Genomic DNA, 20,441 nt, shown 5'->3' with positions numbered 1-20,441 from the left:
AGAAAAAGACCGTTACCGCGTCATTGCGAGCAACCAACGGGAGCGAAGCAATCCATGGGTCGTATGGATTGCCATGTCGGGCCTTGCCATCCTCGCCATGACTGCGGGAAAATTCACCCGCATCCTCAACGATCAGCCCAGTTGCGCAGCCAGATCGTCGGGCAGGTCCATGTTGGTGAAAACGTCCTGCACGTCGTCGTTGTCTTCCAGCGCGTCGATCAGTTTCATCAGGTTTTGCGCGGCTTCAAGCGCGGTCACGGGGTGCGGGTTCAACGGCTTCCAGATCAGTCCCGATTCGGCGGCGGGCCCGAATTTGCCTTCCAGCGCCTCGCTTACCGCGGCCAGATCGGTGATCGCGGTGTGGATGCTGTGGTATTCGTCGTCGCTTTCGACGTTCTGGGCCCCTGCCTCGACTCCTGCCTCGAACATCGCATCGGCCCCGGCTGCGGCAGCGGGATAAGCGATTTCGCCCAGTTTCTCGAACATGAAGGACACCGAGCCCGCCGTGCCCAGCGTGCCGCCGAATTTGGTGAAGGCCAGACGCACGTCGCCCACGGTGCGCGCGACGTTGTCAGTCAGGCATTCGACGACCACGGCGACACCGCCGGGGCCGTATCCTTCGTAGCGCGCTTCCTGATAATCCTTGCCATCGGCGGCGCCGGGCAGGCCCTGTTCAATCGCCCGCTTGATGCGGTCGTTGGGCATGCTGACCTCTTTCGCCTTGGCGATGGCGATGCGCAGACGCGGATTCATGTCCGGGTCCGGGCCGCCGCCCTTGGCCGCGACCGTGATGCCGCGCGCGATCTTGCCAAAGAGGCTTGCTTTTTTCTTGCCCTGGGCTTCCTTGCGCCGGGCGACGTTCTTTGCGTGGGAATGGCCTGCCATTGTCCTTACCTTCGGCCTTCGGTTATAATTTCTAGGAATGCTCTTTTCAATGCTCAGGATGCACAATGCCCTATCAGTTCCAGAATATTTCCGTGCTGGTGGTCGAAGACAACCAGCCCATGGCGCTTTTAACCAAGTCGATCCTTGAGACATTTGGCGTATCCTCGGTCATTCTGGCCCGCAACGGGGAGGAAGGGTTTACCCTGTTCTGCCGCCATAACCCGGATATCGTCATCGCCGACTGGATGATGAAGCCGATGGACGGAATCGAGCTTACGCACCTGATCCGGACCGAACCACGGTCGCCCTCGCCTTTCGTGCCGATCATCCTGATGACCGGATTTTCCGCGAAAAAGCGCGTCGAGGAGGCGCGCGATGCCGGGGTGAGCGAGTTTCTGGTCAAACCCTTTCAGGCGCGCGACCTGTATAAACGCATCGCGCAGGTCATCGAGCGCCCGCGCCAGTTCGTGCGCGCGCCGGGATTTTTCGGGCCAGATCGGCGCCGCGTGCGCGAATTCGACGATTTCGCCGGCCCGTGGCGGCGGACCAGCGATCACAGCCTGACCGGAAAGGACGACTAGGCCATGGCCGGACCCGACATGAACCGCGAACCGTTGCGCCGCGCCGAATTCATCACCCCGCCCAATACGCTTAAGGTCAAGGCCGGGGCTGGCGGGCTGGACGAACGCATCCTTGAAAAGGCGCAAAAGCTGATCGAAACCTCGAATGTAGATTTCCTGCCGATCGGGCAGCGGTTTTTGACCGCGCTACAGGAAGGTTTGCGCATGACGCAGTTACAGCGCGGCGCGATCGAGGACGAAACCCTGATCGTCACCATGCTGTACCCCGCCATGCAACTGAAGGCCAATGGCGGCATGTTCGGATACCCGCTGATCACCGCGGTTGCCGGGCGGCTGGTGCGGTTTCTGGAATTCCTGCACGAACCGAACCACGACGCGCTGGACGTCATCAACGGTTTCATCAACGCGCTGCAGGCGATCATGCTGATGGGCGAAGGCGCCGAGGAAATCAGCGAACATGGGTCCGAGCTGTACAGCGCGCTGGACGAGGCATGCAAACGCTTTTACGAGAAATACGCGCCGTAGGACGGTATTTACATCCTGTGGCGATGCTGGCTCCAGCCCTTATTCTGATCGCGGAGCTTGCTGAGCGCATCCCAAAGAATCGTCACCGCCTGTTCCCGCCCGGACCGATCCGGTCGAGAACGCCAGCGCCACCCATGCACGTCAATCGTGTTATCCACCGCGCATTCGATATCCGCCAGCGTCGCGTCTTTGAGCATCGTGCGATCGTTTCCTAAGAACGCTTTCAACAGCGCCTCCACACCTTTTTGCAGCGTGGGACGGCGCGTGTTTTCATACGCGCGCCGCGATTCATCGATTTCCGCCTGTACGGCCGCTCTGAATTGCATCACCAGACTCGGCCCTCGTTGTTGGCGGCGGTCCGATCCCAGAACCTGATTTGCAAAATGTGACACACTTTCGGCCGGCGCACTAAACCTCCACTGCTCGGCAATCACATTCCGTATACGTTGCCTGTCTAAGTGATCGGCATCCGGGTTTTTAAAATCTCCCGAAACTGTCTCGACGGCCCGATTAAATACAGTGTCCGTGAAGTCCCCTTGGACTGCCTTGTTCAAAAAACCAAGCAATTTGTATATACCGTCATGCGTTAATAGATTTTGGCTGAAACATGCACTGGCCAGCCCCCGGAAATAGACTGCCCGGCGTTTTGCCGCCAGATTGATCGCGACAAAAAAGCCGCGGTCCCCGCCCTGATCGACCACGCTGGTGCCCGGTGTTTTCTGCCGCACCTGATCGGTGATGGTATTGAGGATATTAAAATGCTGGGCACTGGCGTCACCGAATGCATCATCCCTCCAGAAAACCGCGTGCTGCTGGAGCTTGCCCCAGATGTCATAGCGACGATCGCTGTCAGTGTGGCGTATGCCCGGTTCTTCTACGCGCGTGTAAAAAATGTTCTCGAACAGATGGCGGCGGTCAAGCTGCAACACCCGGATCGCCTCGTCCGCCTTGCGTCTGGCCACCGTGCGCACAAGATCACCCCAATGCGCCAAAAACTTTGCCGTTTCCGAGTCTTTGGCCCATGAATCCCCGCCTTCCGTGAAACCCGCGGCCACGGCGCGTTCGATGATGGCTTCGTGGTCGGTGGTTTCGGTCACGAATTCCGGGTCGGCGGCGATGCGGGCAAGCGCGGCCAGACGCCGGTCATACGCCTCAATAGTCAGCGACATAGTGACCACACGTTCTGTGGCGGTTTCCAAAAACTCACGCGCGATTTCAGCCAGCATTTTTGCCCTCGTCCCGATTGGAAAGAACCATGGCTAGCGCAGACTTTTATTTATGTCAATTATTTGCGATTTTACGGGAACAGGATCACCCGCGTCGGGGTGACAAGCCCGTCGAGGCGGGCATCGTGCGCCTCGCTCGGCAGCGATTCCTCGGACACCTGCCAGTCATAGGCGACGCCGATCGCCATGATGTCGCGGCGCGCACGCAGTTCCATGATCGTCGCATCGTAATGCCCCGCCCCGCGCCCAAGGCGGTTGCCCTGCATGTCCACCATCACCAGCGGGACCAGCAGGATGTTCGGTTCAAGCCGTTCGGCCTGCGGCAGAGGTTCCATCGTGCCGAAGCGCGATTTGCGCATCGGCGCGCCGCGTTGCCAAAGCCGAAAAACCAGACCATGCGTCCCGTCCTGCCGGATCACCGGCAGGGTACAGCGCATGCCGGAATCGTGGCAGGCCTCGGCGATCGGGCGGGTGTCGCATTCGCGCGCCATGGGCCAGAAAAAAGACAGGATTTTGGACGGATCCGGCGGAAAGGCGGCCAGAAAGCGGTCGGCCAGTTCGCGGTCGAGGCGGTGGCGCTCGACCCCGCTATCGGCGGCCTTTGCGTGCGCGCCGCGGCGCAAACGCTGTTTTTCGGAAGGGTGGTCGTCCATCAGTTTTCAGGATGGCGAAACGCCGGTAAAAAAACAAGTGAAGCCACGAAAGCCGTGGGTATGCATCAAATCCACTACTAGCCCGGTTGACCAGGTGGGCGCCGTATCACGCAGGCCAAGGCCCGCGCAAGGGACAGCTCCCAAAAGTAGCAATTATCGGCCCGAGGGATGTTGGTACCTGCACCTGCCCCGCAGCTTCGGGAACAGATATACCGCGCGGCAGCGGTTTTTCCAATTTGTTTCGTGGAATACCAACTTCCCATGGCTGGGAGGCTTCTGCCCGGCGGAGGGTTCAGGCCCGTTTGAGTTTTTTGACCACGGTTTCGAGGCGGTCGGTCAGGTTGTCGACCGCCTTGGCGATTTCCGCCTCGCGCGCCTGCATCTTCGCCTCGGCTTCCTCGCGCGCGCGATTTATGTCCGTGACGTTGGAGGAATTGCGTGCCGATTCACGGCGCAGGCGGTCGATTTCCGCCGACATTTCGGCGATGCGGCGTTCATAGCCCTGGGCCATTTCCTGCGTCACCTGCGCGATATGCGCGTCGATCTGTTCCTGCGTGGGCCCAGCCGGGGCGGCCTGCGCGTTTTGGGCCTGCATCGCCGCCTTTTGTGCGGCATCGCGGCTTTCAAACATATCGTCGGCAATCACCAGCGCGGTCAGGACCAGCCCATAGGTTTCGTTCGGGGCGGCGCCGGCCTGCTGCAATTCCTTGAAGCGTTCGTCGACATAGGCGCCAAGCTGCTGCACCCGCGATTCCTGCCCGTCGTCGCAGGCGATGGTGAACGGGCGGTTGTTGACGGTGATCGTGGTCTTGGACATCGGTTAACGGCTCCCTGCCTTTAAAAGGTTTTCCACGCGCTCGATGGTGCGGTCGAGCGTTTTGGCGACCAGCGTGTTGTCGGCCGCAAGTTTGCGCGGCGCACCGCCGAACAGGTCGATCTGCCGGGCGCGGACGTCGTTGTCCGCGTGCGCCGCGATTTTCTCCAATTCGCCTACCGCCGCCGTCAGGCGATCAAGACAATCTTGCAGGTCCATGACCCCACCAATTTTTTGCATTTTCGTTTTGCTGATAAGAAACACGAATAACGGCGGCTAAACCGCTTGTCCAGAAAAGAAAGCATTCATCCACGGATACTGCGTGACGCCCCCTTACCACGCCGGTGGAATGGTGGCGGAAGCGTATGGACAGGCCACGGCGCGGGCATTATGTTTCAGGCCATCATTCACCGACAAAAGCACGTTAGGTTAGACCCATGGCCTCCACCAACCTTGCCCAAGCCCACGCCCCTGCCCGCGCCGTTGACGCGCATCCGATGCGCAAATACGCGAACGCCATCCGCGCGCTTTCGATGGACGCGGTGGAAAAGGCAAATTCCGGCCACCCCGGCATGCCGATGGGTATGGCGGACGTGGCCACCGTGCTGTTCACCAAATTCATGCATTTCGACCCGGCGGCGCCGACATGGCCCGACCGCGACCGCTTTATCCTGTCGGCGGGACATGGCTCGATGCTTTTGTACTCCCTCGCCTATCTGTTGGGTTACGAGAAAATGACGCTGGCGCAGATCCAGCAATTCCGGCAGCTCCATTCCATAACCCCCGGCCACCCCGAACACGACCCCGCGATCGGCGTCGAGACCACAACAGGGCCGCTGGGACAGGGCATCGCCAACGCGGTCGGTTTCGCGCTGGCCGAGCGGATCACCAATGCCCGTTTCGGCGACGAGCTGGTCAACCATTTTACCTATGTCGTCGCATCGGACGGCGACATGATGGAAGGCATCAGCCACGAGGCCTGTTCGCTGGCCGGGCATATGAAGCTTTCGCGCCTGATCGTGCTTTACGACGATAACGGCATTTCGATCGACGGGCCGACCAGCCTGTCCTATACCGAGGACCCGACCGGGCGCTTCACCGCCTATGGCTGGGACGTGCAAACCATCGACGGGCACGATTTCGACGCGATCGAGGCCGCGATCGCCAAGGCGCAAAAATCCGACAGGCCGTCCCTTATCCGCTGCCAGACCACCATCGGTTACGGCGCGCCGCACAAGGCCAACACGTCGGGCGCGCATGGCAGCCCGCTGGGCGAGGACGAGATCAAGGGCGCGCGCGCCGCGCTGGATTGGCCGTACGCGCCGTTCGAGGTGCCGGCCGAGATTTTGACCTGGTGGCGCGAAGCCGGCGCACGCAATGCCCAGATGCGCAAGGCGTGGCAGGTGCGGCACGAGAAATCGGGTCAGCGCGATGCCTTTGACGCGGCGTTCAACCCCGATGTTTCGGGCCGCGTACGCCTGGTTGTGGACAAACTTGTGCAAGAACTGTTGGACAAGCCTGTGAAAAACGCCACGCGGCAGGCCAGCGGCGAGACGCTGAACGCGCTGATCGCGGCGGTTCCGGAACTGGTCGGCGGGTCGGCCGACCTGACACCGTCCAACAACACATACAAGAAGGGTACGGAGGTCGTAAAACCCGGCGCCTATGGCGGGCAATACATCCATTACGGCGTGCGCGAGCACGGCATGGCCGCGACGATGAACGGCATGGCGCTGCATGGCGGAGTCATTCCGTATGCCGGGACGTTCCTGACCTTTTCCGATTACTGCCGTCCGGCCATCCGCATGGCCGCGCTGATGAAGACGCGTGTCATCCATGTCATGACCCACGATTCCATCGGTCTGGGCGAGGACGGACCGACGCACCAGCCGGTCGAGCATCTGGCCGCCCTGCGCGCCATCCCCAATTGCTTTGTCATGCGCCCCGGCGATGCGGTGGAAACGGCAGAATGCTGGCAGGTCGCACTGGAGCGCATCGACGGTCCTTCCGTCTTCGCCTTGACCCGGCAGGCGTTGCCGACTTTGCGTAACGCAGAGTCCTGGCAGGTAGCCGCCACACCAACCCTGCCCGCCAAGACCCACGCAAACCTGTGTGGAAAAGGCGGGTATATCCTGCGTAAAAACTTCGATAAAGGCACCCCCGATCTGGTGTTGATGGCCTCGGGCTCGGAGGTATCGATCGCGTATGAGGCGTATGAAAAGCTGCAATCCTCAAGCATAAAAGTTCAATTGGTATCAGTGCCTTGTATTGAACTTCTTGAGAAACAGGATGAAGCGTACAGGCGCGAGGTCATCGGCCCCGAAAGCGCGCGCCGCATCGTCGTCGAGGCCGCGATCCGCCAGCCTTGGGATAAGTACCTCAAACCCTCCGACATCTTCATCGGCATGAAAGGCTTTGGCGAGTCCGCGCCATACCAGAAACTGTACGAACATTTCGGAATTACGGCGGCGGCCATTGCCGGTGCTGCAAAAAGGTAGGCAATGTTTTTACCGCCGAGAGCGCCGAGCTTCGCTTCGCTGCGTTGCGCTAAGAAATGAAAAAACTTAGCGGCGCTTGGCGGGCCTTAGCGTTCTTAGTGGTAAAAAAACAACACAGAAAAAGGAAACAAAAATGACTGTACGCGTAGCGATTAATGGATTTGGACGCATTGGCCGCCTTGTCGCCCGCGCGCTGTATGAAAGCGGGCGCAGCGATATCGAGATCGTGGCCATCAACGATCTGGCCGACGCCGCCACCAACGCGCATTTGCTGAAATACGATTCCGTACATGGGCGCTTCCCCCACCCGGTCGAAGTGGCGGGCAACGATCTGGTCATCAAGGGCAAAACCATCCAGTCCTTCCAGCAGAAAGACCCGGCGCAGCTGCCGTGGGGCGATTTGAAAATCGACGTCGCGCTGGAATGTTCGGGTGTGTTCACCGCGCGCGACAAGGCGTCGGCGCATTTGACCGCCGGTGCGCGCAAGGTGCTGATTTCCGCCCCCGCGACGGACGAGGACATCACCGTCGTCTATGGCGTCAACCATGACAAGCTGACCGCCGAACACAAAATCGTTTCCAACGCGTCGTGCACGACCAACTGTCTTGCGCCTGTCGCCTCGGTCCTGAACAAAGCCGTGGGTATCGAAAAAGGGTACATGACGACCATCCATTCCTATACCGGTGACCAGCGCACGGTGGATACCGCGCACAAGGATCTGCACCGCGCGCGCGCGGCGGCCCTGAACATGATCCCGACCAGCACTGGTGCCGCTAAAGCGGTAGGCAAGGTTTTACCGGAACTGAACGGCAGGCTGGACGGCATGGCAATGCGCGTGCCGACCCCCAACGTTTCGGTGGTCGACCTGAAATTCACGGCCGGCAAAGCCACCACGAAGGACGAGATCAACGCCGCGATCAAGGCGGCGGCAGACGGCCCGCTGAAAGGCATTTTGGGCTATTACGCCGAACCGCTGGTTTCCAGCGATTTCAACCACGACCCCCATTCCTCCATCTTCTCGCTGGAGGGGACCAAGGTCATCGACGGCAATTTCGTGCGCGTGATGAGCTGGTACGACAATGAATGGGGCTTCTCCAACCGGATGCTGGATACCGCGACGGTGCTTGGAAAACTTTGAAAGTCCAACGTGTTGAACCTTTAGAGCAACACGAAACCGTTAGAAAATCCGTCATCGCGAGACGGGCCGAAGGCCAGGCGTAGCAATCCATGCAAAGTGAAATTTCAAGCGCGGTATGGATTGCTTCGCGCTCGCGCGCTCGCAATGGCGGAAAGGCACGCTATTCTTCAGTGATGCGGTTTGTGGCGGTGGACCCGGTATAGCGGCACCGGCTTCACACCCAGTACCGCGACCGCGCCGCTGGCCATGGTCAGGAAGCCCAGCATTTCAAACGCCATATCGATGCCCATGGCCCACACCATCACCGCAAAGGTCGCCGCACCGACAAGCGTCAATACAGCAAGCTGAATGGCCGTTAATTTCTCACGCATGGTGCCGATTTCCACAGGGTTTCTGAACATTTTCATTTGTTATCTTTCAATCTTTACATATTTTCATAAAATCGGCAAATTTTGTGTTATGATATGGAATATGCCTGTTTTGCCTTTAGATTCTCTCATTTAACGGTTAAGAAGTGTTTATGACCGAGGCGCATCGCCCCGCACCACCCTCTCCCCCCGTCAGCGCGGCAGATTCGCTGGCGGAAACGGAAGCAAGCCGGAGCGCAAAAGCCGACATTCCGGCGCGCGAGGATGTATTGACGCTGGCGGAAACGGTCGACCATCTGGTCGATGCGACCGGCGACCCCTCGGTTTCCCTGCGTCGGGCGATGATCCTTCTGGACATCGACCAGCACCCGAACACCACGCAAAACGGCATCGGCGAGCGGCTAAACCTTGAAAAATCGGTCGTTTCACGCAATGTGGACTGGCTGTGGGGGCATGGCTGCATCACCCGCACCGAAGGACGGCTGGACGCGCGCGAACACGCGCTGCATGCCAGCACCTATACCCATAAACACCTGCAACTGGCGCTGCGCCCCTTTGGGCAACAGCATGAGGCCTTGAAAAATATCTTGCACAGGTTTATTGGTTTGTTTCATAAGCATATGCCTTCGTTAAGGGAGCTTAAGGCCCTTTTGGCGGTAGGTTTTAAGGGCGAAGCGTCGCGCAGCGACATCATAAACAATCTTTATGACGGGCCGCCGACGACAGACCAGCGTGCGATACGCAATCTGATTGAAGAAGGAATAGTGGACAACACATGACCTATACGCTCACACCCAAGGCTCTTGAAGCCATCCGCTTTGCCGCAGACAACATGGGCGGGCAGCAGCCGGTCGCCGTGATGACGGTGGCAAAAATCGCGCCGCAACAGCCCAAGCCGGTCGCGCCGTAAGGCTTCGCGCGCCACGCGCATTGACAAGACGGACCGCCAACGCGAAAGTGCTGGCGGTTTTTTATTTCGATCAGCATACGCAACAAAGACAGGGATCCCGTCATGGCCAAACTGCAACCCGGCGTCGTCACCGGTGCCGAATACCGGACGCTTCTTTCCGCCTGCAAACAAGGGCAATACGCCCTGCCCGCGGTCAATGTGGTGGGAACCAACACGGTCAACGCGGTGATGGAGGCAGCGGCGAAAAACAAGGCCGACGTCATCATCCAGCTGTCGAACGGCGGGGCCGAATTCTTTGCCGGCAAGGGTTGCCCGGATTCGCTGCAGGCGAAAATCCTGGGCGCGGTTTCCTGCGCCCGGCATGTCCATCTGATGGCGCAGCAATACGGTATCTGCGTCGTGCTGCACACCGATCACGCCAACAAAAAACTGATCCCGTGGGTGGAAGGGATGCTCGACCACGGCGAGGCGCATTACAAGGCGACCGGGCGGCCTTTGTTTTCCTCGCACATGCTCGACCTTTCAGAGGAGCCTCTGGCCTATAACATCACCGAATCCGCGCGGATTTTAAAGCGCATGGCCGCGATCGACATGAGCCTTGAGATCGAGCTGGGCTGCACCGGCGGCGAGGAAGACGGCGTGGGTTCGGACCATGTCGACAACGCGCGGCTGTACACCCAGCCGGAAGACGTGCTGGCCGCTTACGACGCCCTTGCCTCTATCGGGCATTTCTCGGTCGCGGCGTCGTTCGGCAACGTGCACGGCGTCTATAGCCCCGGCAACGTTCAGTTGCGTCCGGAAATCCTGAAAAACAGCCAGATTCTGGTCGCGGAAAAACGCGGGCTTGGCGCCAACCCGCTTGATCTCGTCTTCCATGGCGGGTCGGGGTCGGAAAAGGGCAAGATCGCGGAATCGCTGGGCTATGGCATCTTCAAGATGAACATCGACACCGACACGCAATTCGCGTTCTCGGAAAAGGTCGGCGCCTATGTCGGCGCGCACGCCAAGGCGTTCCAGCACCAGATCGACCCGGATACGGGCAAGCCGTACAAGAAGGAATATGATCCGCGCGCATGGCTGCGCGAGGGGGAAAAGGGCATCGTCGCACGGCTGGACGAGGCTTTCGCCGACCTGCGCAGCGCGGGCAAGTCGCTGGCGGCCTGATATACCGTTTACGGAAAGACCGGCCTCGCAACGCGGCTTGCAAAAAAACATTGCTTTTGCGCGGCAAACCGCCTAATTAACCGCCAGAGAATTCAGGAGTTACTTATGAAGCAAGACATTCATCCGGATTACCACAAGATCAAGATCGTCATGACCGACGGCAGCGAATACGACACCTATTCCACATGGGGCGCGGAAGGCGAGGTCATGAAGCTGGACATCGACCCGAAATCGCACCCGGCCTGGACGGGCGGCGAGCGCCGGGTCATGGAAAAAGGCCAGCTGTCGAAATTCGAAAAACGCTTTGCCGGCTTCGGCGCCGTGGGCGGCGCCGCCAAGGACGGCACGAAAGGCAAGTAAGCCGAATGAAATGGCCCCTCGCCCTGTTCGCTTCCACACTCGTGACCGCCTGCGCGATCGTGTTTGCGGCGCTTAGCCCGGCGGTCAGCCAATCGCGCGGTGCAGGTTTCATGATGGCCTCGGGTTCCGCCGCCTATGCGTGGCGGGTCAACACCACGACCGGCGCGGTCAGTTACTGCGTGCGCCGTTCGGATTCCAGCGACCCCACCTATATCCTGAACAACCCGCCGGTCTGTTCAGGTTGGACCCCGCCGGTACAGTAATCGTTTTTATTTCGCATTTCTTCGCGCCGCCTTCGGGCGGCGTTTTTGTTTTAAAACATATGGATGTATTAATTCCTATTTATTGTTGACTTTATTCCTATCGGATGTAAGTATGCGTTCATGCAGGTGCCGCTTGAGGGCCTGCCGACAACACAACTCGCTTAAACCAAGGAGATGTAAAATGACACGCAATCAACTTGCGACCTGCGATCTCGATTTTTCGCCGCTGTTCCGTTCGATGATCGGTTTCGACCGTCTGGCCTCGATGCTTGACGCCCAGCCTGCTGCCTATCCACCCTATAACATCGAAAAAACGGGCGAGGATTCGTACCAGATTTCGATGGCCGTGGCCGGGTTCGGGCAGGACGATCTGGATATCAATGTCGAAAACGGCACGCTGATCGTGCGCGGCCAGAAAAAAGAAACGTCGAAGGATGACGGCAAGACTTATCTGCATCGCGGCATCGCCACCCGCGCCTTCGAGCAGCGTTTCCAGTTGGCCGACCATGTGGAGGTCAAGGACGCGCGCATCGAACACGGAATGCTGAACGTCGATCTGGTGCGCGAAATTCCCGAACGCCTGAAGCCGCGCAAAATCGCGGTCAAGCAGGGCTTGCTGGACGCCTTGGTTCAAGGTGGGGCGCGCGAAGCCCTGAACCCGACAAAAGCGGCCTGAAGAAAAACGTCAAACGTTTGAAGCTGCTCTTGGCTCCGTCCCGGCAACCCCCTTGCCGGGGCGGGGTTCTTATCCCTACGCCGCCTCGCCGATGGCCTTGAGCGCCGAGGAAAGCTTGGCGATCACGGCCTGCGCCTCGGCCTTGCGGCCTTGCTGTTCGGTGATGATTTCCTCGGGCGCGTTGGCGACGAATTGTTCGTTGCCAAGTTTGGCGTCGATTTTTTTCAATTCGCTTGTCTGGCGTTCGATTTCCTTCTTCAGGCGCGCGCGTTCCTTGTCGATGTCGATCAACTCGGCCACCGGCAAAACCAATGTCAGCGCGCCGACGATGCTTTGAATCGCGCCCTTGGGCGCCGGGGCGTCGGACATGGTCACGGTTTCAAGACGCGCCAGACGCTTGAGCACCGCATCGTGCCGCGCCAGCATCGCCGTGTCGTCCGGTTTTGCGCCACGCACCTGTAGGTTGAGCATCGCCGCCGCGGGTACGTTCATGTCGGTGCGCACCGAGCGGATGTCGGAGACGATCGCCTGAAGCTGCGCGATTTCCGCTGCCGCGACCTGGTCGGGTGTGAATGCGAATTCTGGCCAGCGCGCGGCGATCAGCCGTTCGCCGCTGCGGTCGGTGATGCCGGCGTACAGTTCTTCGGAAATGAAGGGCATGAAGGGATTGAGCATCATCAGTATGCGGTCGAACACCCAGGCGGCGGTGGCCTTGATCTCGGCCCCCGCCTCGCTATCAAGCAGCGGCTTGGTCAGTTCCAGATACCAGTCGCAGAACGTGCCCCAGACGAAATCGTAGATCGCACCCGCGGCATCGTTGAATTTGTAATCCCCAAGCGCCTTTTCGATCGCGCCCGCGCATTTGACGGTTTCGCCGACGATCCAGCGATTGAGGACATGGGTCGCGGCGGCGGGATCAAAGCCCGTTTCGGGTTTCGCGCCGTGCATTTCAAGATAGCGCGCGGCGTTCCAAAGCTTGGTCGCGAAATTGCGGTAGCCTTCCACGCGCTTGTCCGACATGCGGATGTCGCGCCCCTGCGCCGCCATCGCGCACAGGGTAAAGCGCACGGCGTCTGCGCCGTAGGTTTTGGTCAATTCCAGCGGGTCGATGACGTTGCCCTTGGTCTTGGACATTTTCTGGCCCTTGGCATCGCGGACCAGCGCGTGCATGTAGACCGTCTTGAACGGCACATCGCCCATGAAATGGATGCCCATCATCATCATCCGCGCGACCCAGAAGAAAATGATGTCAAAACCGGTGATCAGCACATCGCCGGGATAGTATTTTTTCAGTTCCGGCGTCTGATCCGGCCAGCCAAGGGTCGAAAACGGCCACAGGGCGGAGGAAAACCACGTATCCAGCACGTCGGGATCGCGGGTGAGCGTGCGCGGTTCGCCGTAATGCGCATCGGCCTCTTTTTGTGCATCGGTTTCGGATTCCGCGACAAAGATTTTTCCATCCGGCCCGTACCATGCCGGGATCTGGTGACCCCACCAGAGCTGGCGCGAGATGCACCACGGCTCGATCGAACGCATCCACGCGAAATAGGTGTTTTCCCATTGTTTGGGGACGAAGACGGTCTTGCCCTGCTCCACCGCCTCGATCGCTGGCTTGGCCAGCGTCGCGGCATCGACATACCACTGGTCGGTCAGCATCGGTTCGATCACCGCGTCGGAACGCTGGCTGTAGGGTAGTTTCGCGACGTGATCCTCGACCTTGACCAGCTCCTCGGCGCCTTCGAGATCGGCAAGGATTTTCTTGCGCGCGGCATAACGGTCGAGGCCTTGATACTCCTCGGGCACGTTTTCGTTCATGCAGGCGTTTTTATCCATCACCGGGATCATCGGCAGGTTGTGTTTTTTGCCCAGCGCGAAGTCGTTGAAGTCATGCGCAGGGGTGACCTTCATCGCGCCGGTGCCGGTTTCGATGTCAACATATTCATCGCCGATGATCGGCACGATGCGCCCGACGATGGGCACGATCGCGGATTTGCCGATCAGATCGCGGTAGCGTTCGTCATTGGGGTTGACGACCACCGCCGTATCGCCCAGCAAGGTTTCCGGGCGGGTGGTGGCGATGGTGATGGTGCGCGCCTTGTCCCCCTCGATATGATAGGCGATGTGCCACATATGGCCTTTAACCTCGCGGCTTTCGACCTCAAGGTCCGAAACGGCGGTCTGAAGTTTCGGGTCCCAGTTGACCAGCCGCTTGTCGCGGTAGATCAGCTTTTCGCGGTAAAGCCGGACAAAGACCTTTAGCACCGCGCGGTTCAGCCCTTCGTCCATCGTGAAGCGTTCGCGCTTCCAGTCAGGCGTGGTGCCAAGTTTGCGCAATTGCGTCGTGATGGTGCCGCCGGATTGCGCCTTCCATTCCCAAACGCGGGCGAGGAATTTTTCGCGCCCCATTTCCCGGCGGCTTTGCCCCTCGGCCTCCAGCTGGCGCTCGACGACCATCTGGGTCGCGATCCCCGCGTGGTCGGTGCCGGGCATCCACAGCGCGTCGTGCCCCTTCATGCGCCAGTAACGCGTCAGGATGTCCTGCAACGTCATGTTGAGCGCGTGGCCCATGTGCAAGGACCCGGTCACGTTGGGCGGCGGCATCATGATGGTGAAGGGATGCGCGTTGCCTTCGGGGTTCGCGGCGAAGATGCCGGAATTTTCCCAATCCTCGTAATGGCGGGATTCGATGGCGGGGGGGTCGAAAGTCTTGTCGAGTGTCATGCCCCGTTTTTCGGGCAGCGGCGGCGAAAAATCAACCTTTTAATGCGAAAGGCCGCCCGGCACGCACGTCATGCACCGAACACCAGTGAAGGGGACGCAGGAAAGGCAGGTCGCCCGGGTCGGAGGTTACCCGGACGGCCTGGCCAAACAGCGCATGGATCTGGGAATAGGTGTTGTTCAGCGCCAGCGCGTCACAGGCGTTCAGGGCCGCTGCAGGGTCAGAAAACCGCTGATGTTCGTAGAGCGTCATGGTTTTCGGCGTTGTGCCGGACAACCCCCTGGGCGTCCATGTTTCATGCAGAAAGCCTACTACATGCTTGCCAGGGTTTTGCGGATCGGCCCAAGCCAGCACGCGCACTGTGTCCAGCGCGTCGGTGCGCAAGACCTTGGGATGGATCGCCGCATACGCCAGCGCACGCCCAGCGAACTGGCAATTGGCGGGCTTTGGGGCGCGCGCGACACGCGCGAAGGACACACGCACAGGGTATATCTGCTCGCCATTCGTGCCCACATAGCGGGCGGCAAAAACCGGATTGGTCATATCGTAATATCCTGTTCAACTCGCACCCGTTGGTCCGGGCATCAATCTTTCAAGCCTACGCTCGTGCGGCGAAAGGCTTCAAGATTTTTTTGATTTCAGGATTGAAAAAGCAGGGGTTTAACGATCCATGGCCTGCTTGACCATGCGTTCCAGCTCGCGCTCGACCATGCGTTCGATCATCGGGGGCAAGTTGCGGTCCAACCACTCGCGCAGCATGGGTTTAAGCATGTCACGGACGATGTCTTCCAAGGTTCCCCCCTTCCCGGCCCGGCTGATGGCAATGTTCTGGGCCAGTCTGGTCAGCGAGTCGAGCGATGCGGATTTCGCGGCGTCGGTCAAAAGCGAGTCATCCGTAGCCATATCCGAAGATTCAAATACGGGTTCGGGCAACGGTTCAAGCTCCGCTTCCATGACCGGTTCGGGCTCCGATTCCGGTTCCGGTTCAGGTTCAGGTTCAGGCTCGGGTTCCGTGAAATCGACGGTCATTTCCTTGGCGATTTCCAGATCAATGCCAGCCAGCGGATCCACCCTGTTTTCCTTGGCGGCTTCCGCTTTCTCGGGCTCGGTGAAGCTACCAAGATCGAGGATGTCGTCCTCGTCCGCCATACCCTCCATCGGGGGCGCAGCGGCGGGTTTTGGGGCTGGATCAGATTTCTTTGTTTCGGCAGCGGGTGCGGCAGGCTTGGCAACCGGTGCAGGTGCAGATGCAGCTTCCGCAGCAGCTGGCGCGGATTCCTGGTCGCCGCCCGCCGATTGCTGGACGGCATCGTCGTCGGAGATGATTTCGCGGATCGAGGCGAGGATTTCCTCGATCGACGGTTCCTGATCGCTGCGGGTTTCGGCCATTCGCGAAAACTTGCCTTTGCTTATCTTTCGTTCGACTTAAAAAGGTTATCAAAGGCTTGTCAAAGGGCGACAAGACCTTTGCCCAAAGTTATTAAGAGATATTATCGCGGCTGTACGGTCGCGGCGTCAATGCGCAGAAGACATAAACATGAAAAAGACCATGCGGACTAGTCGGCACCCTCGATATCGGTGCCCAGCCATTTTTCCTGCGTCGCGTGGACTTTTGCGCGCTCGGCATCGGCACTGAACAGACCCAGCGATTCACCGGTCAGTTGTCCCGTCGCAGCCATAAGTGCGTAGGCGGCGACCACCGCATCGCGGTTCGCCTGAACCTTGCCGACCTGCGCGTCCAGCAATTCCTGATCGGCGTTGAGTTCGTCAAGCACGGTGCGCGTGCCGACTTCCATTTCGCGGTGCACGCCGTCGCGGGCAATCTGCGCGGCGTCGGCCTGTTTCGCGCGCGCACCGATCTGGGCCAGCGCGGCATTGTAATTGTTCCATGCCGATGTCACCTGTTCATCGACCGCGCGTTTCGCATCGGCCACGCGGTCCCCGGCTTCGCGTTTCGCGTGTTTCGCCTGACGGATACGGGCGCGCGAGGCGCCGCCGTCATAAAGAGGCACGCTGGCGTTCAGCCCCAGTGTCGCATTGGCGACGTCGTTGACCACGGTGGTCTGATCCCAGGCCTTGCCGACACCGGCCTGCGCGCTCACGCTGGGCAACAGGCCAGCCTGCGCGGCGCGGATCGCGGCCTCGGCCGCCTGCTCGGCGGCCTTTGCCGCCAAAATCGTCGGGTGGGCGGCATCGGCCTGCGCCAAGGCGGCATCCAGCGATGCAGGGACGGGCAGCGCGTGCGGATCGATTTTCAGCACCAGATCGGCGCCGTCCGCTCCGGCATATTGCCGGAAGCGCGCAAGCGCCGACGAAAAATTGGCGTGCGCGGCCAAAAGCGCGGCATCGGCCCCGGACAGGCGCGCCTGTGCCTGCGCCACGTCGGTGCGGGTCAGTTCACCGACATCGAAACCACGGGTCACACTGGCCAGCTGCCGATCGATCACTGCGCGGTTGGCGTCGGTCAGATCGATGGTGGCGCGCGCGTTTTGAATGTCCATCGCGGCGGTGACCACCGTCAACAACGTGTTCTGGACCGCCGTGTCATAGGCGGCGATCGCGGCGTCGGACAGGCGCAGTTGCCGTTCGACCTCGGCCAGCGTGGCGCCGCCGCGATAAAGATACTGCGTGGCGGTTACGCCGATATTGCGCGGATACAGGGTGGCGCGCCCGCCGGGATTGCTGTCCAATCCTTCCCATGCGATGCCGCCGCCGGCAGTGACCACCGGGCGGCGGTTCGACTGCGCCAGCGCGACGTTTTCGTATTGCTGGCGCAGGGTTTCGCGCTCGGCCCGCAGGGCCGGGCTGTCGGTATAGGCGGCGGCCAAAATGTCGTTCATCGAGGCCGATGATGCGTGATCCTGCGCGACAGGCGGCGGCGCGGCTTCGGAGATTGCGGGCGCGGGGGCGGATTTCGGTTGCTGTTCCACCACCGGTGCGGATTTCGGCGCGGAGGCGATCATTGTTTCGGCTACCGTTACAGCGGGCACAGGCGTTTCCGATACCAAGGGCGCGGAACGGCGGCCGGGTTCGGTCACCGTCGCGGGCGTCGAAAGAATGTCGGCGGTCATGTCGGCCCGTGCGGGCGCGGATGCCGGAAACGCGGCCAGCAAGGAAGCCGCCGCGATGGTGAGTTTAAGTCGGGTGCGTGTGTCGGTCATCAGAATACAAACTCCCGTTCCGGCGCGAAGCCGTGCATGTAGGGCGTTGCCGCGTCATAAAGCGTCACGATTTCCGGTGCGCCGTCCTGGGGCGCGCGGCGGGAGGATACGATGCGCCCCTGTTCGCGCGGGGTTTCGCGCAGTACGCAGACCATCTGTCCGTGCGGAGCCAGTTGTTCAAGCAGCTTCATGGGAATTCCAGAAACCGCGCCGGGGATCAGAATGGCGTCATACGGCCCCGCATCAACCGCACCCTGTTGCAGCGGCGCATCGACCAGAGTCACATGCACACCGTCGCGCGCGCATAAACGGTCCTGCGCGGCGGCGCGCAGATGCCCGTCCGGCTCAACCACCGTGATGCCGGGGACGAAACGGGCCAGAACAGCAACGGCAGACAGGGTTGCCGCCCCGATCACCAGCGCATGGCGCACGGGTTCGCGCAAAACGGCCTGAATCATCCGCGCCTCGACCAACGGCTCCAGCATCCAGCGACCGCCGGGTAGCGGCAGATCCTCGTCACGATAGACATGCGGCGCCTGCGCGGCATCGACCAAGGTTTCACGCGGCAGGTGGCGATACACTTCCACCAGCGCCGGGTCGTGTACCCCATTGGTCAAAAGCTGGGCGTTAACCATATTCAGGCGCGCCTTGGCAAAATCGGTCATTTCGGGAGATTCCACTCGGATATATTCTTGCGTCGACTGTGGATAAGTTAGCGCAAACCTTCCGAAAACACCAGTGCTGCCGCCAATAAAAGTAATGGCATTTCGTCGCGCCGCATGATACCCAAAGCATCCTTGGGATGGCGCGATGGCCGAGTGGTGAGGCAGAGGACTGCAAATCCTTCCACGCCGGTTCGATTCCGGCTCGCGCCTCCATCCTTTTCACCTCCCTGAACCGGCGTACAATAATCGCGGACCTTCGTCCGCGGGTGGTTCGATTCCGGCTCGCGCCTCCATCCTTTTCACCTCCCTGAACCGGCGCACTATACATTGCGGACTTTCGTCCGGTGAAGCGCACGCCTTCGGTTTTTTGCATAACTTGAAAATATCGCGCGCGGGCTTTATAAAAACCGCATGGCTGGACTTATCCATATCTGGTGCGACGGGAGTTATCGCGACCGACACGACACCATGGGCGCGGGCTGGGTGCGCACGAACACGGAAAACGACCCCCATGCGCGGCGCGTGAAAGGCTCGCGTACCGTGCGCGATTACATGCCCAATGTTGGCAATGGCTCGGATACGGCGGAACTGCTTGCCTTTGCGCTGGCGCTCGAAGATGCGCCACGGGGCAGTAGCGTATGCGTCCATATGGATTGCACAAACGTCATGGAATGGCTTCAGGCCGGCACCGTCAGCGGCAGTAACAAGCGCGGGGACGAAGACCTGATGCGCGCATTCAACCGTGCGGCGCGCGCCAAGACCGGAGTTGGTCACGTCACGTATATTTATACCCGCGATAAATCCTCGCCTAACATGGGCCTTGCGCATACACTGGCGCGCGCGGCATCGACACCGCCGAACAAGAAGAAAACCAGAGCAGCCAGCAGCCACGGCGGACGACATGCCCATCAAAATTCCCAACGACCTGCCCGCGCGCGGCATCCTTGAGGCCGAGCGCATCCCGCTGATCCTCGCCGACCGCGCGCTGCATCAGGATATCCGCCCGTTGCGCATTGCGCTGCTCAACCTGATGCCCAACAAAATCCCGACCGAGACGCAGTTCCTGCGCGCGCTGGGCGCGACGCCGCTGCAAGTCGAAATGACACTGTTGCGCACGGCCAGCCATGAATCGAAAAACACGCCGAAGGAGCATCTTCTGGCGTTCTACCAGACATGGGAGGATGTGAAGGACCACCGTTTCGACGCGCTGATCGTCACCGGCGCGCCGATCGAGTACCTGCCTTACGAACAGGTGACCTATTGGGACGAGTTGCAACGGATTTTCGACTGGTCGGCACGCAACGTGTATTCCAGCTTTTTCATCTGCTGGGGGGCGCAGGCCGCGCTCAAACATTTTCACGGGGTCGAAAAACACCCCACGCCGGGCAAGCGTTTCGGGGTGTACAACCACCGCATCCTGATGCCCTTTCACCCGCTGATCGCCGGATTCGACGACGATTTTCCGGTCTGCGTCGCGCGCAACACCGAAGTCCATACCGGCGAGGTGCTGGAAAAGACGCCGGGGCTTGAGGTTTTGGCCGATAATCCGGAAACCGGGCTGTGTCTGGCGTGGCAGCCGGCAGAGCGCCGGGCCTATATGTTCAATCACCTTGAATACGACGCGGATACGCTGGCATTCGAGTATTTTCGCGATCTGGAATCCGGGTTCGGCGACAGTTTCCCGGCCAATTACTTTCCCGGAAACGACCCGAAACAGGCCCCGAAAATCACCTGGCGCGCGCACAGAACCTTGCTGTTTTCCAACTGGATCAACATGGTCTATCAGGGCACGCCATATGATCTTGACCAGTTATAAAAAAATCCGTATCCCATAG

The 20,441-nt window shown here is 60.1% G+C and carries 22 protein-coding genes, 1 tRNA gene and 1 other RNA gene; 12 read left to right on the top strand and 12 right to left on the bottom strand.

The features are described from left to right. Window positions 1-132: 132 nt before the first annotated feature. On the bottom strand, window positions 133-885 hold the full coding sequence (locus H6866_09470; GenBank protein ID USO07617.1) for a YebC/PmpR family DNA-binding transcriptional regulator: 753 nt from the start codon (window positions 883-885) through the stop codon (window positions 133-135). A gap of 65 nt (window positions 886-950) precedes the next feature. Here H6866_09470 and H6866_09465 point away from each other — a divergent pair, with 65 nt between their 5' ends. After that, window positions 951-1,466: a response regulator gene (locus tag H6866_09465; GenBank protein USO07616.1), complete on the top strand. Its 516-nt coding sequence runs from the start codon at window positions 951-953 to the stop codon at window positions 1,464-1,466. A gap of 3 nt (window positions 1,467-1,469) precedes the next feature. After that, complete coding sequence (locus H6866_09460) at window positions 1,470-1,991, top strand: hypothetical protein (GenBank protein USO07615.1); 522 nt, start codon at window positions 1,470-1,472, stop codon at window positions 1,989-1,991. An 8-nt stretch (window positions 1,992-1,999) separates the two neighbouring features. Here the strand turns inward: H6866_09460 and H6866_09455 are convergent, their stop codons facing one another. From H6866_09455 to H6866_09435, 5 genes are all read right to left on the bottom strand, one after another. Further along, entirely contained in the window at window positions 2,000-3,217 is a 1,218-nt protein-coding gene (locus H6866_09455) for a hypothetical protein (protein USO07614.1), read from the bottom strand. Between the two features lie 71 nt (window positions 3,218-3,288). Continuing rightward, window positions 3,289-3,870 carry a 5-formyltetrahydrofolate cyclo-ligase gene (locus H6866_09450; protein USO07613.1) on the bottom strand — a complete coding sequence of 194 codons (582 nt, stop codon included), beginning with the start codon at window positions 3,868-3,870 and terminating at the stop codon, window positions 3,289-3,291. A gap of 36 nt (window positions 3,871-3,906) precedes the next feature. Beyond that, window positions 3,907-4,071, bottom strand: a non-coding RNA gene (gene ssrS, locus H6866_09445) — 6S RNA. 91 nt (window positions 4,072-4,162) lie between these two features. Further along, a complete protein-coding gene (locus H6866_09440) occupies window positions 4,163-4,687 on the bottom strand; it encodes a cell division protein ZapA (GenBank protein ID USO07612.1) in 525 nt (174 codons plus the stop codon). Between the two features lie 3 nt (window positions 4,688-4,690). Continuing rightward, the gene (locus H6866_09435; GenBank protein ID USO07611.1) at window positions 4,691-4,903 is read right to left on the bottom strand and encodes a hypothetical protein; all 213 of its coding nucleotides are present in this window, start codon (window positions 4,901-4,903) and stop codon (window positions 4,691-4,693) included. A 218-nt stretch (window positions 4,904-5,121) separates the two neighbouring features. On the opposite strand from H6866_09435, the gene tkt reads away from it, so the two are divergent. Together tkt and gap are read left to right on the top strand one after the other, a co-directional pair. Continuing rightward, window positions 5,122-7,182, top strand: a complete 2,061-nt coding sequence (gene tkt, locus H6866_09430) for a transketolase (protein ID USO07610.1) — start codon at window positions 5,122-5,124, stop codon at window positions 7,180-7,182. 133 nt (window positions 7,183-7,315) lie between these two features. Continuing rightward, a complete protein-coding gene (gene gap, locus H6866_09425; protein USO07609.1) occupies window positions 7,316-8,320 on the top strand; it encodes a type I glyceraldehyde-3-phosphate dehydrogenase in 1,005 nt (334 codons plus the stop codon). 167 nt (window positions 8,321-8,487) lie between these two features. Here gap and H6866_09420 read toward each other — a convergent pair whose 3' ends face one another. Continuing rightward, the gene (locus H6866_09420; GenBank protein USO07608.1) at window positions 8,488-8,721 is read right to left on the bottom strand and encodes a hypothetical protein; all 234 of its coding nucleotides are present in this window, start codon (window positions 8,719-8,721) and stop codon (window positions 8,488-8,490) included. Between the two features lie 119 nt (window positions 8,722-8,840). Between H6866_09420 and H6866_09415 the strand changes: the two genes are divergently transcribed. The 5 genes from H6866_09415 (at window position 8,841) to H6866_09395 (ending at window position 12,061) form a co-directional block, all read left to right on the top strand. Next, window positions 8,841-9,467 carry a MarR family transcriptional regulator gene (locus H6866_09415; GenBank protein USO07607.1) on the top strand — a complete coding sequence of 209 codons (627 nt, stop codon included), beginning with the start codon at window positions 8,841-8,843 and terminating at the stop codon, window positions 9,465-9,467. A gap of 233 nt (window positions 9,468-9,700) precedes the next feature. Beyond that, window positions 9,701-10,762 carry a class II fructose-bisphosphate aldolase gene (fbaA, locus tag H6866_09410; GenBank protein USO07606.1) on the top strand — a complete coding sequence of 354 codons (1,062 nt, stop codon included), beginning with the start codon at window positions 9,701-9,703 and terminating at the stop codon, window positions 10,760-10,762. 105 nt (window positions 10,763-10,867) lie between these two features. Next, on the top strand, window positions 10,868-11,122 hold the full coding sequence (gene rpmE, locus H6866_09405; protein ID USO07605.1) for a 50S ribosomal protein L31: 255 nt from the start codon (window positions 10,868-10,870) through the stop codon (window positions 11,120-11,122). 5 nt (window positions 11,123-11,127) lie between these two features. Then, window positions 11,128-11,385, top strand: a complete 258-nt coding sequence (locus H6866_09400; protein USO07604.1) for a hypothetical protein — start codon at window positions 11,128-11,130, stop codon at window positions 11,383-11,385. Between the two features lie 181 nt (window positions 11,386-11,566). Next, window positions 11,567-12,061 (top strand): Hsp20 family protein, encoded by a 495-nt coding sequence (locus tag H6866_09395; protein ID USO07603.1) that lies wholly within the window; start codon window positions 11,567-11,569, stop codon window positions 12,059-12,061. A 75-nt stretch (window positions 12,062-12,136) separates the two neighbouring features. On the opposite strand, the gene H6866_09390 is transcribed toward H6866_09395, so the two are convergent. The 5 genes from H6866_09390 to H6866_09370 form a co-directional block, all read right to left on the bottom strand. Further along, window positions 12,137-14,782, bottom strand: coding sequence for a valine--tRNA ligase (locus tag H6866_09390; protein ID USO07602.1), 2,646 nt, complete (start codon window positions 14,780-14,782; stop codon window positions 12,137-12,139). Between the two features lie 31 nt (window positions 14,783-14,813). Beyond that, window positions 14,814-15,323 carry a hypothetical protein gene (locus H6866_09385; GenBank protein ID USO07601.1) on the bottom strand — a complete coding sequence of 170 codons (510 nt, stop codon included), beginning with the start codon at window positions 15,321-15,323 and terminating at the stop codon, window positions 14,814-14,816. A gap of 117 nt (window positions 15,324-15,440) precedes the next feature. Further along, window positions 15,441-16,169 (bottom strand): DUF2497 domain-containing protein, encoded by a 729-nt coding sequence (locus H6866_09380; protein USO07600.1) that lies wholly within the window; start codon window positions 16,167-16,169, stop codon window positions 15,441-15,443. A 167-nt stretch (window positions 16,170-16,336) separates the two neighbouring features. After that, window positions 16,337-17,941 carry a TolC family outer membrane protein gene (locus H6866_09375; protein ID USO07599.1) on the bottom strand — a complete coding sequence of 535 codons (1,605 nt, stop codon included), beginning with the start codon at window positions 17,939-17,941 and terminating at the stop codon, window positions 16,337-16,339. Beyond that, window positions 17,941-18,606, bottom strand: coding sequence for a hypothetical protein (locus H6866_09370; GenBank protein ID USO07598.1), 666 nt, complete (start codon window positions 18,604-18,606; stop codon window positions 17,941-17,943). Before H6866_09370 ends, H6866_09375 begins: the two co-directional genes overlap by 1 nt. Window positions 18,607-18,745: 139 nt before the next feature. On the opposite strand from H6866_09370, the gene H6866_09365 reads away from it, so the two are divergent. The 3 genes from H6866_09365 to H6866_09355 all read left to right on the top strand — a co-directional run bounded on the left by H6866_09365 (window position 18,746) and on the right by H6866_09355 (window position 20,422). Then, window positions 18,746-18,819: transfer RNA gene (locus tag H6866_09365), tRNA-Cys, on the top strand. A 198-nt stretch (window positions 18,820-19,017) separates the two neighbouring features. Further along, entirely contained in the window at window positions 19,018-19,554 is a 537-nt protein-coding gene (locus H6866_09360; protein USO07597.1) for a hypothetical protein, read from the top strand. Then, on the top strand, window positions 19,508-20,422 hold the full coding sequence (locus H6866_09355; GenBank protein ID USO07596.1) for a homoserine O-succinyltransferase: 915 nt from the start codon (window positions 19,508-19,510) through the stop codon (window positions 20,420-20,422). Before H6866_09360 ends, H6866_09355 begins: the two co-directional genes overlap by 47 nt. Window positions 20,423-20,441: the final 19 nt, after the last annotated feature.

It is taken from the genome of Rhodospirillales bacterium, from assembly GCA_023898805.1.
Taxonomy (GTDB): domain Bacteria; phylum Pseudomonadota; class Alphaproteobacteria; order Micavibrionales; family UBA1664; genus UBA6145.
Note: the sequence above shows the minus strand (reverse complement) of the source record. Positions and strands in the feature narration are given on the sequence as shown.

What these genes read in the sequence shown, in the direction of transcription:
- H6866_09435 (USO07611.1), bottom strand. Translation starts at nt 4,903, where the DNA reads ATGGACCTGCAAGATTGTCTTGATCGCCTGACGGCGGCGGTAGGCGAA.
- H6866_09355 (USO07596.1), top strand. Translation starts at nt 19,508, where the DNA reads ATGCCCATCAAAATTCCCAACGACCTGCCCGCGCGCGGCATCCTTGAG.
- H6866_09460 (USO07615.1), top strand. Translation starts at nt 1,470, where the DNA reads ATGGCCGGACCCGACATGAACCGCGAACCGTTGCGCCGCGCCGAATTC.
- H6866_09420 (USO07608.1), bottom strand. Translation starts at nt 8,721, where the DNA reads ATGTTCAGAAACCCTGTGGAAATCGGCACCATGCGTGAGAAATTAACG.
- H6866_09450 (USO07613.1), bottom strand. Translation starts at nt 3,870, where the DNA reads ATGGACGACCACCCTTCCGAAAAACAGCGTTTGCGCCGCGGCGCGCAC.
- H6866_09395 (USO07603.1), top strand. Translation starts at nt 11,567, where the DNA reads ATGACACGCAATCAACTTGCGACCTGCGATCTCGATTTTTCGCCGCTG.
- H6866_09455 (USO07614.1), bottom strand. Translation starts at nt 3,217, where the DNA reads ATGCTGGCTGAAATCGCGCGTGAGTTTTTGGAAACCGCCACAGAACGT.
- H6866_09470 (USO07617.1), bottom strand. Translation starts at nt 885, where the DNA reads ATGGCAGGCCATTCCCACGCAAAGAACGTCGCCCGGCGCAAGGAAGCC.
- H6866_09375 (USO07599.1), bottom strand. Translation starts at nt 17,941, where the DNA reads ATGACCGACACACGCACCCGACTTAAACTCACCATCGCGGCGGCTTCC.
- tkt (USO07610.1), top strand. Translation starts at nt 5,122, where the DNA reads ATGGCCTCCACCAACCTTGCCCAAGCCCACGCCCCTGCCCGCGCCGTT.
- H6866_09440 (USO07612.1), bottom strand. Translation starts at nt 4,687, where the DNA reads ATGTCCAAGACCACGATCACCGTCAACAACCGCCCGTTCACCATCGCC.
- H6866_09400 (USO07604.1), top strand. Translation starts at nt 11,128, where the DNA reads ATGAAATGGCCCCTCGCCCTGTTCGCTTCCACACTCGTGACCGCCTGC.
- H6866_09370 (USO07598.1), bottom strand. Translation starts at nt 18,606, where the DNA reads ATGACCGATTTTGCCAAGGCGCGCCTGAATATGGTTAACGCCCAGCTT.
- fbaA (USO07606.1), top strand. Translation starts at nt 9,701, where the DNA reads ATGGCCAAACTGCAACCCGGCGTCGTCACCGGTGCCGAATACCGGACG.
- H6866_09415 (USO07607.1), top strand. Translation starts at nt 8,841, where the DNA reads ATGACCGAGGCGCATCGCCCCGCACCACCCTCTCCCCCCGTCAGCGCG.
- H6866_09380 (USO07600.1), bottom strand. Translation starts at nt 16,169, where the DNA reads ATGGCCGAAACCCGCAGCGATCAGGAACCGTCGATCGAGGAAATCCTC.
- rpmE (USO07605.1), top strand. Translation starts at nt 10,868, where the DNA reads ATGAAGCAAGACATTCATCCGGATTACCACAAGATCAAGATCGTCATG.
- H6866_09385 (USO07601.1), bottom strand. Translation starts at nt 15,323, where the DNA reads ATGACCAATCCGGTTTTTGCCGCCCGCTATGTGGGCACGAATGGCGAG.
- H6866_09465 (USO07616.1), top strand. Translation starts at nt 951, where the DNA reads ATGCCCTATCAGTTCCAGAATATTTCCGTGCTGGTGGTCGAAGACAAC.
- gap (USO07609.1), top strand. Translation starts at nt 7,316, where the DNA reads ATGACTGTACGCGTAGCGATTAATGGATTTGGACGCATTGGCCGCCTT.
- H6866_09360 (USO07597.1), top strand. Translation starts at nt 19,018, where the DNA reads ATGGCTGGACTTATCCATATCTGGTGCGACGGGAGTTATCGCGACCGA.
- H6866_09390 (USO07602.1), bottom strand. Translation starts at nt 14,782, where the DNA reads ATGACACTCGACAAGACTTTCGACCCCCCCGCCATCGAATCCCGCCAT.